The organism is Bdellovibrio bacteriovorus (genome assembly GCF_041888015.1).
Lineage (GTDB): Bacteria > Bdellovibrionota > Bdellovibrionia > Bdellovibrionales > Bdellovibrionaceae > Bdellovibrio.
Map to the genome: position 1 here is coordinate 772,051 of NZ_CP168968.1, position 13,414 is coordinate 785,464.

The following is a 13,414-nucleotide window of genomic DNA, read 5'->3' on the forward strand; positions in this document are numbered from 1 at the left end:
CTTTTTAGATGATTCCAGAGGGGGGATGGTTTATGACCCTTTTATGGATCTTTTTTCAGCTTCTCAGGCCTCTACAGGAATATCCCCATTATCCGAAATTCTTCGTCCAAAGAATCTGGATGAAATTTTTGGTCAGGAAAAGACCTTGGGGCCGAAATCCAAATTAGGCCAGATGCTGCGTAAAGGATATTTACCCAGTTTAATCATCTGGGGGCCTCCTGGAACGGGGAAGACCACTTTTGCGCTGGCCTTGTCTCAGCACTTTAATGCGCACTATGTGCACCTTAATGCCGTGGATTCAGGGGCCAAGGCATTGCGTGAAGTGGGCGAGTCGGGGAAAGACCGGCGTATTCAGTTCCAGCAAAAGACAATCCTGTTTGTGGATGAAATCCATCGCTTTAATAAAGCCCAGCAGGACGTGCTGTTGCCGTTCGTGGAAAAAGGGGATTTGGTTTTGGTCGGGGCCACCACTGAAAATCCCAGCTATGAATTGAACCGGGCCTTGCTCAGTCGGTGCCGTGTGGTGATCTTTGAACGGCTGTCTGATGACGATCTGAATAAAATCGTCACCCGGGCCGAAGCTCACTATGCCAAGTCCTTGGATCAGATCCTGACTGCGGCCGCACGACAGAATCTGATTGAGTATTCAGATGGGGATGCCCGTCGCCTGATCAACAGTCTTGAGATCCTGTACACCTTCACCAAGGATGAGGATCAAGCTGAGCTTCTTGATGTGAACGACATGCGTGAGCTGCTTCAGCAGAATCCGCTGGGTTACGACAAGAACTCCGAAATGCACTACGATACGATCTCGGCTTTTATTAAAAGTATTCGTGGCAGCGATCCGGATGCAGCCATGTACTATCTGGCACGCATGCTGGATGGTGGGGAAGACCCGATCTTTATTGCACGTCGTTTGATCGTGTTGGCCAGTGAAGATATCGGGAATGCAGATCCGCGGGCTATTTCTGTTGCTATTGCGGGCCTTCAAGCAGTGGAGGCGATTGGTCTTCCCGAGGGGGCGATCACATTATCCCAAGTGACGACCTATCTGGCATCGTGCCCGAAATCCAACGCGTCTTATATGGCTTTGCATAAGGCTCGCGAACTGGTTGAAAAGACTCGCACGCTGCCGATTCCACTGCACTTGCGCTCCGCTAAAACAGCCCTGGCGAAAGACTTGGGGTACGGCCGCGACTATAAGTATCCCCACAACTATCCTACGGGCTGGGTGGAGCAAAGCTATCTGCCAGGCGAAATCGAAGAAAAGCCATCACTCTATGAACCCACTTCGCGCGGCTTTGAAAAGAACATCAAAGAGTATTTGAACTGGATGAAGCTGAAGAAGGATCCCAAAGAATAGCCCTGCGGGGTTGTTCCTCTTAGGTTGTTGCCCTATGCTGGCAGTATGAATGACCATCCCGAGTTTCTTAATTTAAATATCATTGAAAAGTGCACACATGTGATCCCTATTTCTGAAGGGTGGTCCGGCGATCTTAAGTTTCAACTGGTCACCGATCAGGAAAGCTATCTTTTAAGGCTGACAGAGAAAGATCTCCTGGCAAAAAAGAAAGAACAGTTTAATGCGTTGTTGCCCCTGCGGGAACTGGGACTTCCGGTGAGCACTCCCTTGGATTTTGGAATATGCCAGTATAGGGGTCAAGACTATTGCTATACCTTGCTATCCTGGGTGCCGGGGCAAAATGCGGGAGATGCTCTTCGGGGGATGGCGGCGGATTCGCAATATAAGTTAGGTTATCAGGCCGGAAAAATTTTAAAGGCACTTCATTCAATCCCGATAGCACGCCAGCATCAGGAGCTAAATTGGGATCTCTATTTTAATAGAAAGCTGGACCGAAATATTCGAGTGTCCGGAGACTGTGTTATTAAGTGTGTCGGAAGAGACAAGATTATTTCCTATATAGAAAGCAACCGGCATTTGCTTATGGAGCGCCCAGTGAGTTTTCACCATGGCGACTATCATATTGGAAATATGCTTGTGCATAACCAGCAAGAGTTGGGGATTATTGATTTTAACAGGCAGGATCATGGGGACCCCTGGGAAGAATTCAACCGTATTACCTGGTGTGCGAAACTAAGTCCGCCTTTTGCGACGGGTAGAATTAATGGCTATTTTGACGACGTTGTCCCAGGGGCGTTTTTTAGATTGCTGGCATTGTATATAGCCAGCAATCAACTTTCTTCGCTGCCTTGGGCCCTTCAGTTTGGACAAGAGCAGGTGAATGTGATGCTTGCTGAAATTGAGAGTGTGCTAGCCAGCTACGATAATTTCAGCAAGTTTATTCCGGATTGGTACTTGGGGGAGTTTGATTCTTAGATGGCTCTTTGAGCGCAAACGCTGACACAAGGCTCGCTGCCTTGAGCAACGTAAGAAAAGCGGGTGTTGCCCGGAATTTCCACGCGGTCTCCGGGGCGCAGAACAAACTGATTGCCAGAAACGTTGAAAATCATTTCCCCGCTGATGATGACACGAACTTCAGCAAAGGGCTTGCGGTGATCGCTGATTTTTTTGTGTGGCTCCAGAACTTGCTCATAAGGCTCCATGCCCTCTGATTCCAGGATCAGGTTTACTTGCTGCTTGTTCGGAACAATGGGTGCTTGCCAACGTGTGATGATCATAGTGCGCCTCTTTCAGGCCTCGTTATCTCAAATCGGCACAGGCATGACAAGTCACGGTGCCGATGAATCTCGCCTTGAAACAGTATCACGAAAAAATATCTGAAATGCGACAGGATAAGAGGCCGGATTCTCAACTTTTTTTGTTTTCTCGTTAAGTCCTTGTATGGATTGTCGATACCTCTATTGTTGGAAGGACCCTATTTATAGGGGAGGGTAATTTGAGCAGTTCTAAAACTAAGTCGACACACGCTGAACTAGACAACATCCTGAATTTTGTCGATTCCTCTAAGGGGCTTAGAGCGAAGATTCATGAATCTGGCAAAGTGCAAATTCGCCAGGACCTCGACGGTAAAGTGTTCTCCTTCAATACTCAGGAAGTCAGCGAAGTTCTTCATCGCGCGGACTCAGAAGGTAAGCCGTTTATTCAGGTGAACTTTAAGAGTGGAGCAAAGGTGTTACTGACGGAAACTCTGGTGGGCTTCAAGCCTCTTGAGACTTTGGGGTTGGATATGTCCCGCATTCCTAAAGTCGTGACGACACCGGATCTTTTAAGTGTGTATGAGGCCATCGAAGAGTCCATGGGAGCTGACAATGGTTTGGATCACGAGGTTGAAATCCTTAAAAAGGTCTACACAGCTATTGTTTCTGGTGGGGAGAAGGTCGGGTTCGACCTTAGCTTTGAAAGAGCCTGGTTAAATAGACTTCTGGCGTCAAAATTTAAAGCAAGCGCTTAAAGTTCTGTATTTTCAATAACTTAATAATGTTTTTTACCATAACCGAGGCCCCTGCCTCGGTTATTTATTGAGCAACTTCTTGTGAGTTATTAAATTTTCGAAAAAAAGCTATTGACCTTTTTCGGGCCTTACGAGAAAACAGCTCCACTTCGTTTGGGGGCATAGCTCAGCTGGGAGAGCATCTGATTTGCATTCAGAAGGTCGCAGGTTCGATCCCTGTTGCCTCCACCAAATTTTTCGTCTATATGAACTCTTCGGAATTCCGCTATAACGAAATTCTTTTCTCTTTTTTAAGACGTTTGTCTTGATGAAGAAAAAATAAAAAAGATTGTTGACGAGAAACGAGAAATCGATAAGATTGGTTCCTCTCGCTTCGACTGCGAAGTGAAAGATTTAAAAAGTTCGCTCTTTGAAAACTGAATAGCTAGATAAAATAGATTTTTGGGCTCTTTGAATACCGAGTAATTGGTATTCACAATTTCAAAAAATATTCGAACAAACAACAGCGTAAAAGTTGGTGTTTGCTTCTAACAGAATTTAAACTGGAGAGTTTGATTCTGGCTCAGAACAAACGCTGGCGGCGTGCCTAATACATGCAAGTCGAACGGGGATAGCTTTCGGGTGAATACTAGTGGCGCACGGGTGAGTAACGCGTGGATAATCTGCCTTAGAGTGGGGGATAACTAGTCGAAAGATTAGCTAATACCGCATAAGACCACAAGAACTGCGGTTCAAGGGGTCAAAGGTTTTTCGCTCTAAGATGAGTCCGCGTAAGATTAGCTAGTTGGTGAGGTAATGGCTCACCAAGGCGACGATCTTTAACTGGTCTGAGAGGATGATCAGTCACACTGGAACTGAGACACGGTCCAGACTCCTACGGGAGGCAGCAGTAGGGAATATTGCACAATGGAGGAAACTCTGATGCAGCGACGCCGCGTGAGTGATGAAGGCCTTCGGGTCGTAAAGCTCTGTCGCAGGGGAATAACACAATGAATGTACCCTGTAAGAAAGGATCGGCTAACTTCGTGCCAGCAGCCGCGGTAAGACGAGGGATCCTAGCGTTGTTCGGAATTATTGGGCGTAAAGCGGATGTAGGTGGCTTTGTAAGTCAGATGTGAAAGCCCAGGGCTCAACCCTGGAAGTGCATTTGATACTGCGTAGCTTGAGTGCTAGAGAGGTTACTAGAATTGTTGGTGTAGTGGTGAAATACGTAGATATCAACAGGAATACCGGTGGCGAAGGCGGGTAACTGGCTAGACACTGACACTCAGACCCGAAAGCGTGGGGATCAAACAGGATTAGATACCCTGGTAGTCCACGCCGTAAACGATGGATACTTGTTGTTGGAGGTATTGACCCCTTCAGTGACGAAGCTAACGCGTTAAGTATCCCGCCTGGGGAGTACGGTCGCAAGATTAAAACTCAAAGAAATTGACGGGGGCCCGCACAAGCGGTGGAGCATGTGGTTTAATTCGATGCAACGCGAAGAACCTTACCTAGGCTTGACATGTACTGGAAGACTGGCGGAAACGTCGTCGCCCGCAAGGGTCGGTACACAGGTGCTGCATGGCTGTCGTCAGCTCGTGTCGTGAGATGTTGGGTTAAGTCCCGCAACGAGCGCAACCCCTGCATTTAGTTGCCAGCATTCAGTTGGGCACTCTAGATGGACTGCCGGTGTTAAACCGGAGGAAGGTGGGGATGACGTCAAGTCCTCATGGCCCTTATGCCTAGGGCTACACACGTGCTACAATGGTAGTCACAGAGCGAAGCTAAGCCGCAAGGTAGAGCAAATCGCTTAAAAGCTATCTAAGTTCAGATTGATCTCTGCAACTCGAGATCATGAAGTTGGAATCGCTAGTAATCGCGGATCAGAATGCCGCGGTGAATACGTTCCCGGGCCTTGTACACACCGCCCGTCACACCATGAAAGTTGGCTGTACCAGAAGTCGCTGCGCTAACCGCAAGGAGGCAGGCGCCCAAGGTATGGTCGATGATTGGGGTGAAGTCGTAACAAGGTAGCCGTAGGGGAACCTGCGGCTGGATCACCTCCTTTCTAAGGATTATCCGGTCAATCTTCATCAAGACTTGTTCTTGATAAGTTAAAATGGCCCAATCTTAGGTCAACTTACTCTTCCCGAGTAAGTGAGTCCCAAAAATCTTATCTAGCTGTTTAGTTTTGAAAGAGTGAAGCCTAACGGGCCTGTAGCTCAGTTGGTTAGAGCACACGCTTGATAAGCGTGGGGTCGGAAGTTCGAGTCTTCCCAGGCCCACCAAGTTCTACTAAGTTGAATGCGGTGAAGTTAGAGTTTTACATGAACATTTTTCGTTCTTTGACAATTGAATAGATTGATTTAGTTGATTTTTAGCGAGGTTAGTTCCATTTTTTTTAAGCTACAAAGGGCTTACGGTGGATGCCTTGGCACTAAGAAGCGATGAAGGACGTGGTAAGCTGCGATAAGCTTCGGGGAGTGGCACACACACTTTGATCCGGAGATTTCCGAATGGGGAAACCCACCATTTTATGGTATCATTCACTGAATACATAGGTGTCTGAAGCGAACGAGGGGAAGTGAAACATCTCAGTACCCTCAGGAAGAGAAATCAATTCCGAGATTACCCCAGTAGTGGCGAGCGAACGGGTAACAGCCTAAACCTTTTTCATTTATTTGAAGGAGGGGTCGTGGGACCGCGATGTGGGACCGGAGAAGTTAGAGTAACAGTCTGGAAAGTCTGGCGAAACAGGGTGATAGCCCCGTACTCGAAAACTTCGAAGGCCCTAGCGGCATCCCGAGTACCACAAGACACGTGAAATCTTGTGGGAATCTGTGAGGACCACCTCATAAGGCTAAATATTCCTTAGTGACCGATAGTGAACAAGTACCGTGAGGGAAAGGTGAAAAGAACCCCGAGAGGGGAGTGAAATAGAACCTGAAACCGTAAGTCTACAAGCAGTTAGAGCCCTTTAAGTGGGCGATAGCGTACCTTTTGCATAATGAGTCAGCGAGTTATGTTTGCATGCGAGGTTAAGCCGTTGTAGGTGGAGCCGTAGCGAAAGCGAGTCTGAATAGGGCGATTTAGTATGCAGGCATAGACCCGAAACCCGGTGATCTAATCATGGACAGGTTGAAGCGAGGGTAACACCTCGTGGAGGACCGAACAAGTTGAGGTTGAAAACTCTTTTGATGATCTGTGATTAGGGGTGAAAGGCCAATCAAACTGGGTGATAGCTGGTTCTCCCCGAAATATATTTAGGTATAGCGTCGAGTAAAAAATATCGTGGAGGTAGAGCACTGAATGGGCTAGGGGTCTTTACCGGATTACCAAACCCAAATAAACTCCGAATGCCATAGATATGTTCCCTGGCAGGCAGACTCAGGGTGATAAGGTCATGAGTCGAGAGGGAAAGAGCCCAGACCAACAGCTAAGGTCCCTAAATGCACGCTCAGTGGAGAACGTTGTGGAGTTACTTTGACAACTAGGAGGTTGGCTTAGAAGCAGCAATCCTTTAAAGAAAGCGTAATAGCTCACTAGTCTAGTGACTCTGCGCGGAAGATACAACGGGGCTAAGCGTGTTACCGAAGCTTTGGATTAAGATATTTTATATTTTAGTGGTAGGGGAGCGTTCTAGTGTAGGATGAAGGTTGACCGGTAGGACAGCTGGACGAACTAGAAGTGATCATGCTGACATAAGTAGCGTTGAACTCGGGTGAAAAACCCGGGCGCCGAAAACTCAAGGATTCCTGGGCAAGGATAATCCTCCCAGGGTTAGTCGAGACCTAAGATGAGGCCAATTGGCGTAGTCGATGGCAAAACGGTTAATATTCCGTTACCTAACAAATTGTGATTAAGGAATGACGGTGTAGGATATCACAGCCTCTTATTGGATTGAGGTGTAAGCATGTAGGAGGATCAGTAGGCAAATCCGCTGGTCGTAACTCTGAGGTGTGAATGCGAGGGACTTGTCCCGGAAGTGTGAAAAGCCATGCATCCAAGAAAAGTTTCGTAATTTTAGATTTGTTAGCTCGTACCGTAAACCGACTCAGGTGAGTGGGGTGAATATCCTAAGGCGATGGGGTGAATTTTGGTCAAGGAACTCGGCAACTTAACACCGTAACTTCGGGAAAAGGTGTGCCTGAGAGAGTGTAAGGACTTGCTCCCCAAGCTTTTTCAGGTCGCAGAGAAATGGGAGTAGCGACTGTTTATCAAAAACACAGGTATGTGCAAAGTCACAAGACGAAGTATACATACTGACGCCTGCCCGGTGCTGGAAGGTTAAGAGGATTTGTTAGCGCAAGCGAAGCAGAGAATCGAAGCCCCAGTAAACGGCGGCCGTAACTATAACGGTCCTAAGGTAGCGAAATTCCTTGTCGGGTAAGTTCCGACCTGCACGAATGGCGTAACGACTTCTCCGGTGTCTCGACCAAATGCCTCGCGAAATTGAATTCTCGGTGAAAATGCCGAGTACCCGCAGAAAGACGGAAAGACCCCGTGAACCTTTACTGTAGCTTGGCAGTGATTTTAGAGTTGGCATGTGTAGGATAGGTGGGAGACTTTGAAGCAGGGGCGCTAGCCCTTGTGGAGTCAACCTTGAAATACCACCCTTGGCAACTTTGAAATCTAACCTGCTCCTCTTTACGAGGAGAGGGACACTGTCTGGTGGGCAGTTTGACTGGGGCGGTCGCCTCCCAAAAAGTAACGGAGGCGCGCGATGGTCCCCTCAGCCTGATTGGAAACCAGGCGTCGAGTGCATTGGCATAAGGGGGCTTGACTGCGAGACCTACAAGTCGAGCAGGTGCGAAAGCAGGCCAAAGTGATCCGGTGGTCCCGCGTGGAAGGGCCATCGCTCAACGGATAAAAGGTACTCCGGGGATAACAGGCTTATTCCATCCAAGAGTCCATATCGACGATGGAGTTTGGCACCTCGATGTCGGCTCATCACATCCTGGGGCTGGAGCAGGTCCCAAGGGTTTAGCTGTTCGCTAATTAAAGTGGTACGCGAGCTGGGTTCAGAACGTCGTGAGACAGTTTGGTCCTTATCTTCTGTGGGCGTATGAGATTTGAGCAGACCTGTCCTTAGTACGAGAGGACCGGGATGGACGAACCTCTGGTGTTCCTGTTGTCGCGCCAGCGGCAATGCAGGGTAGCTATGTTCGGAATTGATAACCGCTGAAAGCATCTAAGCGGGAAGCAAACTGCGAGATTAGATCTCACTGGGGCTTCGGCCCCCTAAAGACTCCTCGGAGACTACGAGGTTGATAGGCTGAAGGTGTAAGTGTGGTAACACATTGAGCTGATCAGTACTAATAGGTCGTGAGGCTTTATTAAATTTTTCTTCTCAGGCTTCGGCTTGACGAAGATTTCGTCTCAGAGACTTCCTTTTTAAGGAACGAGAGACTAGCTCTCTGAATAAGTAAGAGAGTGATTGATGGGACTAACCGTTAATCGCTAAAAATCAATTAAATCAATCATTCAGTTGTATCTGAATAAGAAAGTAACTTCTCCATTTGTATTGGAAGTAAGTTGCACAAAGAACGAAGGTTAGTGTAAGAAGCTAACCACTTTGACTTAATAAACGCTTTGCTGGTGTTTATAGCAGAGGGGCCACACCTGATCCCATTCCGAACTCAGAAGTTAAGTCCTCTTGCGGCGATGGTATTGCATTGGTGACAATGTGGGAGAGTAGCACGACGCCAGCTCTTTTTTTACTCGAACCCGATTTACGAAAGTAAGTCGGGTTTTTTTTTGCCCGAAATTTGCTGGTAGATAGAAAAAGACCGCGCAGTAACGCGATCTTTTGTTTTATGCTAACGCCTCTTTAAAGATGTCTTTTTAGGGCTTTCCAGAAAGCATCGTAGTCTTCGATGAAGGGCATATGTCCAAGTCCTTTAAGCTCTTCCAATTTGGCATGTGGGATCAGGCGAGCGGTCTGTCTACCTAGTACTGGATAGTTGCCCATTTTCTTCTTCATATTTTCTGTCGCCCAGGCTTTGCCAATGGCCGTTCTATCGCGTTGGCCGATAATCAGAACAGTCGGTGCTTTTACATTTTTAAATTCATAGAAAACAGGCTGAGTGAAAATCATGTCCGATGTTAAAGCAGAGTTCCAGGCAATCACTGGATAGTCTGGGCCTTGGATCCAGCCAGTCGGAATTTCTAACCACTTGTCGTAGTCACTTTTCCATTTTCCATCATAGTAACTGTCTAGCTGGTACTGTTTGATCTTTTCAGCAGAGCTGGCGAGTTCAGCACGATAGTTGTCTTCAACAGGACGATAAGAAGTCATCGTCTTCCAGTCTTCAAGACCGATTGGATTTACCAGAAACAGTTGCGTGATGGACTCAGGGAACATCAAGGTCATTCTTGTTGCCACCATGCCACCCATCGAGTGGCCTAAGAGTTTGTATTTGTCGATTTCGAGGTACTTTAAAAGATTTTGAGTGTTCTGACCCAATGTATGGAAGCTGTATTGATAGTAGCTCGGCTTGCTGGATTTTCCGAAGCCGATTTGATCAGGCACTATGATGCGAAAACCTTCAGCTTTTAAAGAATTGATGACTTGCTCAAAGTAAGCGCCGGGAAAGTTCTTACCGTGAAGAAGAACAATGACGTCTTTGGATTCTTTCTCGGGCTTGATGTCCATATAAGCCATCTTCAACTCTTGTCCTTGGGACTTGAAGTTGTAGTAGCGGACCTGGAAGGGATAGTTGTATTGAGACAAAACCGCATCGAAGCCTTTCGGCGTGGAGGATTCAGAATGCGTCGGAGAATCTGTTTTACTTGGCTGAGAAGCACAAGCCGACAGCAACATCAAAGTGGGCAGAAGGAAGAGGGGCTTTTTCATCATAAAAAGTTCTCCTTGGTGATTTTTTCTGAAGAGTCACGGTGAAGGACTCTCCTTGTTATGGCACTGACGGGAAAATTACTTTTGTGCTTCTGGAGGAGTGTTTGCAGCGGGTGATGCTGTTGTTGTTTCCGATGTGGGAACAGTTACTGCTGAAGCTGGGGCGTCTTTTTTCCCTGGTGCTTCAGGAGCCTTTTCCGGTGTGACTTTGTTAAGATCATTCATCGTGTAAGTGCGACCGATCTCAAAGATTTTATTTTTGGATTTAATATTAAACAAACTGGCTTGAATGATCACACCTGGATTTTCGTCATCGGGAAGATCCACGATTTCAAGCTCCAGATAGTTGGCGCCTTGTTTTACCCGTTGAATGTTCGGGCGCTCTTTCCCAAGAATTGTACGAGCGAGCGTGGAGTTCATGCGAATTTCCACCGTTGCGATGTCTTTCCATTCAGGAGGTAACTGTCCTTCGGATTCCAGTGTTTGAAAATCATTATTGATCATTTTTGCCAGTTGTTGCGCCGGAGTCAGTTGCACGCAGGCTTCCGCCGTTTTTTTGTCGGACTTTTTAGGAAGATCAAGATCCTCTTTTAGGATTGTATACCCAATCGTAAGGGCTGCCAGAATGATAAGAGTGCCAAGAAGCTTTGCGACCATGTTGCTGACTCCTGTTTTGTAAGAGCCCACTACAAAAGGGCTCTTGTAGGGGCAGAAGAATATAACCGCACATTTATTATGTGAAAGATCCCAGGGCGCGACAAAGGCTTTACCCGGATCAGACGAAAATCGCTCCTTCGGCCTAGGCCTTCAAAAAATCTAACTCATTGAAATTGCAGCCGAAAAAGTGTCCTTCGCGGGCTCCTGTCAAAGATATCGACAACTCTGGGGTGGCAGGGGTCTTGAATTGAAACATAAAAATTCCAGTAATTTCAGCAGTTTGTAAAAAACACCCGGTCTTGGCACCGAGATTGGAAGTAAAGGGGTGAGAGAGGTGTGTCTATGAAAACACTCACTAAGATGGCTGCCATTTCCTTCTTCGTAGGACTTTACGTGGGATGTTCCCCGGTGAAGTTCTCTTTGGATGACAGCAAATGTAAAGACTCCGGGTGTGTGGTGGAGAACGGCAAGTACGCCTTTAATTACACGCAAACCGCAGGTCGTGGAAAAGTCGATATTCTTATCGTCAATGATAACTCTGCGTCGATGTCTTTTGAGCAGGCACGCCTGGCACCTCGATTTAGAAACTTTATCGCGGATCTGGATGCTCAGAAAATTGACTACCGTATTGCGATGACGACGACGGATGTCAGTGGCTCCCGAGGCGGAAATCTAATCTATTATAAAGAGGGCACTCCTTATATCACCCCAGCGCATACGGATCGTATGTCCTTGTTTGATAGTACAATTCAGCGCCCAGAGACTTTGGCGTGTGAAAAGTTTATTGCTAACTGGATTCGTGCACGCGGTGGCGATGTGAACTCTATTAACTCTTCAGAGTACTCAACGAAATATTCCCAGAACTGTCCGTCCGGTGATGAGCGCGGTGTTTATGCAGCGAACTTGGTTGTGAAGAACAACCCTTCCAGCTTTATCCGTAACGATGCTCACCTTGCAGTGATCTTCCTTTCTGATGAAGACGAAAGAAGCGGTCTTTATGGTGATAATGGCTATGTTCTGGATCAAATGGATCAGCCGAATTTCCTAATCACGAATGTTAAAAACAGCCTGGGTGCGGATAAGTTCAATTCACTCAGCGTACATTCAATTGTTGTGAAAGATAATGCCTGCTTGAATCAACAAAACAGCCAAGCGCTGGATGGATATGGTCCGACGGCTGGGTTGGTTACCGGCAGTATCGGCAGTGTTTACCTGAGCTTTGCAACAGCAGGTTGGGGCGCGGCTGCGGATATCTGTTCTGAGGATTATACTTCCCAATTGGGTCAGATCCGCTCCAAGATCACGGATCGTATTAAGGACATCATGTTGAATTGTGCGAACCCAAGTGATTTGATCGTCACGGTTTCCGGAACTCCGGTGGGTTACTATATGGATGGAAAAGCGCTGCGCTTCAATCAGTACCTGTCACCAGGTACGAGCGTAAACCTTTCCTATAAGTGTGAAGCTCTTCAATAGTAGATTTTGATTTTGAACCACCAAGGGCAAAGCTGTGAACCGGCTTTGCCCTTTTTCATTTTGAGGCATTGATATTTCTAAATGAGACGTTCCACATGAATTCTTATTAAAATGGGTCTTAGACCAGATCAAAGTTTCTTGATCGGTCGTTTTGGCTATCCAGGTGCTTTAGTCCTGTATTACGTTTCCGATATACTAGCTATGGGTATGTTAGACAGATACAAGAAAAAGGGCGGCTTTTATCAACTTTTGCAACTTCTTGAAACCTCTCCGGCAACGAAGCGAGAGCAGTTCCTGGGGTTGATCGGAGGGGAAAGCCCCGCATGGGAGGAAGCGCTTCGTAAGCGCATCCTGACGATCACACGCGTTTATAGCTGGGATGGTCAGTATCTGGTAGAGATCTTTTCAAGGGTGCAGCCGTTGACCTTGGCAAATGCCCTGCATGGCAACCCGCAGGAACAAGTGGACAGCCTGCTGAGCTGTTTGCCACCTATTTCCAAAAGAAAGATCACAGATATGATGGCTGACTCTGCGCCGACACCAGCAGAGAAATCGACCTGTATTTCCAAAATGCTTTCAGAGGTTCGTGGCTTTGTATCTCAGGGGATTATTCGTTTGGAGAAAGTGGATCCTGAACTTCATATCCCAGAGAACATTGAAGAGCTTCTCAGCGTGAATGCCTTTGCGACTCCGACGTTTGATACATCTCCCGGGCCCGTGGCAAAATCTGATGCTAAGCCTAATATTGTGGGGGATTCAGAGCCGGCAGCCCAGCAGGAGTATGAGTTCCTCAAACGTAAAGTGAATCAGCTTGCCTCAGAAGTGAATGCTTTGAAGCACGAGAATTCAGTTCTCAAAGATAAGCTTTCGCAAATCAAGAAAATTGCCTAGTCATCATCTAGAACAGATAAAAATCAAAAAACCGCTCCGAAGTGAGCGGTTTTTTTGTTTCAGGATGGAACAAAAATCACTGGAAAGAGAGCGTGTTGAGATTTAAGCAGCAGCAAGAGTCGTTCGCTGAGTTTCCGGCTGTTGAGTGGAATTCTTCGTGAAAATGTCGAGACTT

The 13,414-nt window shown here is 47.1% G+C and carries 8 protein-coding genes, 2 tRNA genes and 3 rRNA genes; 10 read left to right on the plus strand and 3 right to left on the minus strand.

The genetic code is table 11. The annotated features are described in order from the left end of the window. Positions 1-43: 43 nt before the first annotated feature. Positions 44-1,363: a replication-associated recombination protein A gene (locus ACES2G_RS03820; RefSeq protein WP_374001371.1), complete on the plus strand. Its 1,320-nt coding sequence runs from the start codon at positions 44-46 to the stop codon at positions 1,361-1,363. Positions 1,364-1,408: 45 nt separating this feature from the next. After that, positions 1,409-2,338, plus strand: coding sequence for an aminoglycoside phosphotransferase family protein (locus tag ACES2G_RS03825; protein WP_374001372.1), 930 nt, complete (start codon positions 1,409-1,411; stop codon positions 2,336-2,338). Here the strand turns inward: ACES2G_RS03825 and ACES2G_RS03830 are convergent. Continuing rightward, positions 2,335-2,640, minus strand: a complete 306-nt coding sequence (locus ACES2G_RS03830; RefSeq protein WP_347357067.1) for a cupin domain-containing protein — start codon at positions 2,638-2,640, stop codon at positions 2,335-2,337. The two genes, ACES2G_RS03825 and ACES2G_RS03830, sit on opposite strands and share 4 nt — an antisense overlap. 218 nt (positions 2,641-2,858) lie before the next feature. Between ACES2G_RS03830 and ACES2G_RS03835 the strand changes: the two genes are divergently transcribed. The 6 genes from ACES2G_RS03835 (at position 2,859) to rrf (ending at position 9,070) form a co-directional block, all read left to right on the plus strand. Continuing rightward, positions 2,859-3,374, plus strand: coding sequence for a hypothetical protein (locus ACES2G_RS03835; protein ID WP_347357068.1), 516 nt, complete (start codon positions 2,859-2,861; stop codon positions 3,372-3,374). Between the two features lie 155 nt (positions 3,375-3,529). Continuing rightward, positions 3,530-3,605: transfer RNA gene (locus tag ACES2G_RS03840), tRNA-Ala, on the plus strand. Positions 3,606-3,913: 308 nt separating this feature from the next. Further along, a 16S ribosomal RNA gene (locus ACES2G_RS03845) occupies positions 3,914-5,427 on the plus strand. 143 nt (positions 5,428-5,570) lie between these two features. Further along, a tRNA-Ile gene (locus ACES2G_RS03850) sits at positions 5,571-5,647 on the plus strand. A gap of 111 nt (positions 5,648-5,758) precedes the next feature. Next, positions 5,759-8,699: ribosomal RNA gene (locus ACES2G_RS03855) — 23S ribosomal RNA — on the plus strand. Between the two features lie 254 nt (positions 8,700-8,953). Beyond that, positions 8,954-9,070, plus strand: a 5S ribosomal RNA gene (gene rrf / locus ACES2G_RS03860). The 16S, 23S and 5S rRNA genes sit together here with 2 tRNA genes alongside, the layout of an rRNA operon. Positions 9,071-9,189: 119 nt before the next feature. On the opposite strand, the gene ACES2G_RS03865 is transcribed toward rrf, so the two are convergent. Together ACES2G_RS03865 and ACES2G_RS03870 are read right to left on the minus strand one after the other, a co-directional pair. Further along, entirely contained in the window at positions 9,190-10,215 is a 1,026-nt protein-coding gene (locus ACES2G_RS03865; protein ID WP_374001884.1) for an alpha/beta fold hydrolase, read from the minus strand. A 78-nt stretch (positions 10,216-10,293) separates the two neighbouring features. Next, entirely contained in the window at positions 10,294-10,872 is a 579-nt protein-coding gene (locus ACES2G_RS03870; protein WP_374001373.1) for a hypothetical protein, read from the minus strand. A gap of 342 nt (positions 10,873-11,214) precedes the next feature. Here ACES2G_RS03870 and ACES2G_RS03875 point away from each other — a divergent pair, with 342 nt between their 5' ends. Both ACES2G_RS03875 and ACES2G_RS03880 read left to right on the plus strand, forming a co-directional pair. After that, positions 11,215-12,348, plus strand: coding sequence for a hypothetical protein (locus ACES2G_RS03875; protein WP_374001374.1), 1,134 nt, complete (start codon positions 11,215-11,217; stop codon positions 12,346-12,348). Positions 12,349-12,555: 207 nt separating this feature from the next. After that, on the plus strand, positions 12,556-13,239 hold the full coding sequence (locus ACES2G_RS03880; protein ID WP_347358842.1) for a FliG C-terminal domain-containing protein: 684 nt from the start codon (positions 12,556-12,558) through the stop codon (positions 13,237-13,239). Positions 13,240-13,414 lie beyond the last annotated feature (175 nt).

Bases quoted from the DNA above. Each gene is read 5' to 3' on its own strand.
- ACES2G_RS03865 (WP_374001884.1), bottom strand. From the start codon at position 10,215: ATGAAAAAGCCCCTCTTCCTTCTGCCCACTTTGATGTTGCTGTCGGCT.
- ACES2G_RS03870 (WP_374001373.1), bottom strand. From the start codon at position 10,872: ATGGTCGCAAAGCTTCTTGGCACTCTTATCATTCTGGCAGCCCTTACG.
- ACES2G_RS03880 (WP_347358842.1), top strand. From the start codon at position 12,556: ATGTTAGACAGATACAAGAAAAAGGGCGGCTTTTATCAACTTTTGCAA.
- ACES2G_RS03820 (WP_374001371.1), top strand. From the start codon at position 44: ATGGATCTTTTTTCAGCTTCTCAGGCCTCTACAGGAATATCCCCATTA.
- ACES2G_RS03825 (WP_374001372.1), top strand. From the start codon at position 1,409: ATGAATGACCATCCCGAGTTTCTTAATTTAAATATCATTGAAAAGTGC.
- ACES2G_RS03875 (WP_374001374.1), top strand. From the start codon at position 11,215: ATGAAAACACTCACTAAGATGGCTGCCATTTCCTTCTTCGTAGGACTT.
- ACES2G_RS03830 (WP_347357067.1), bottom strand. From the start codon at position 2,640: ATGATCATCACACGTTGGCAAGCACCCATTGTTCCGAACAAGCAGCAA.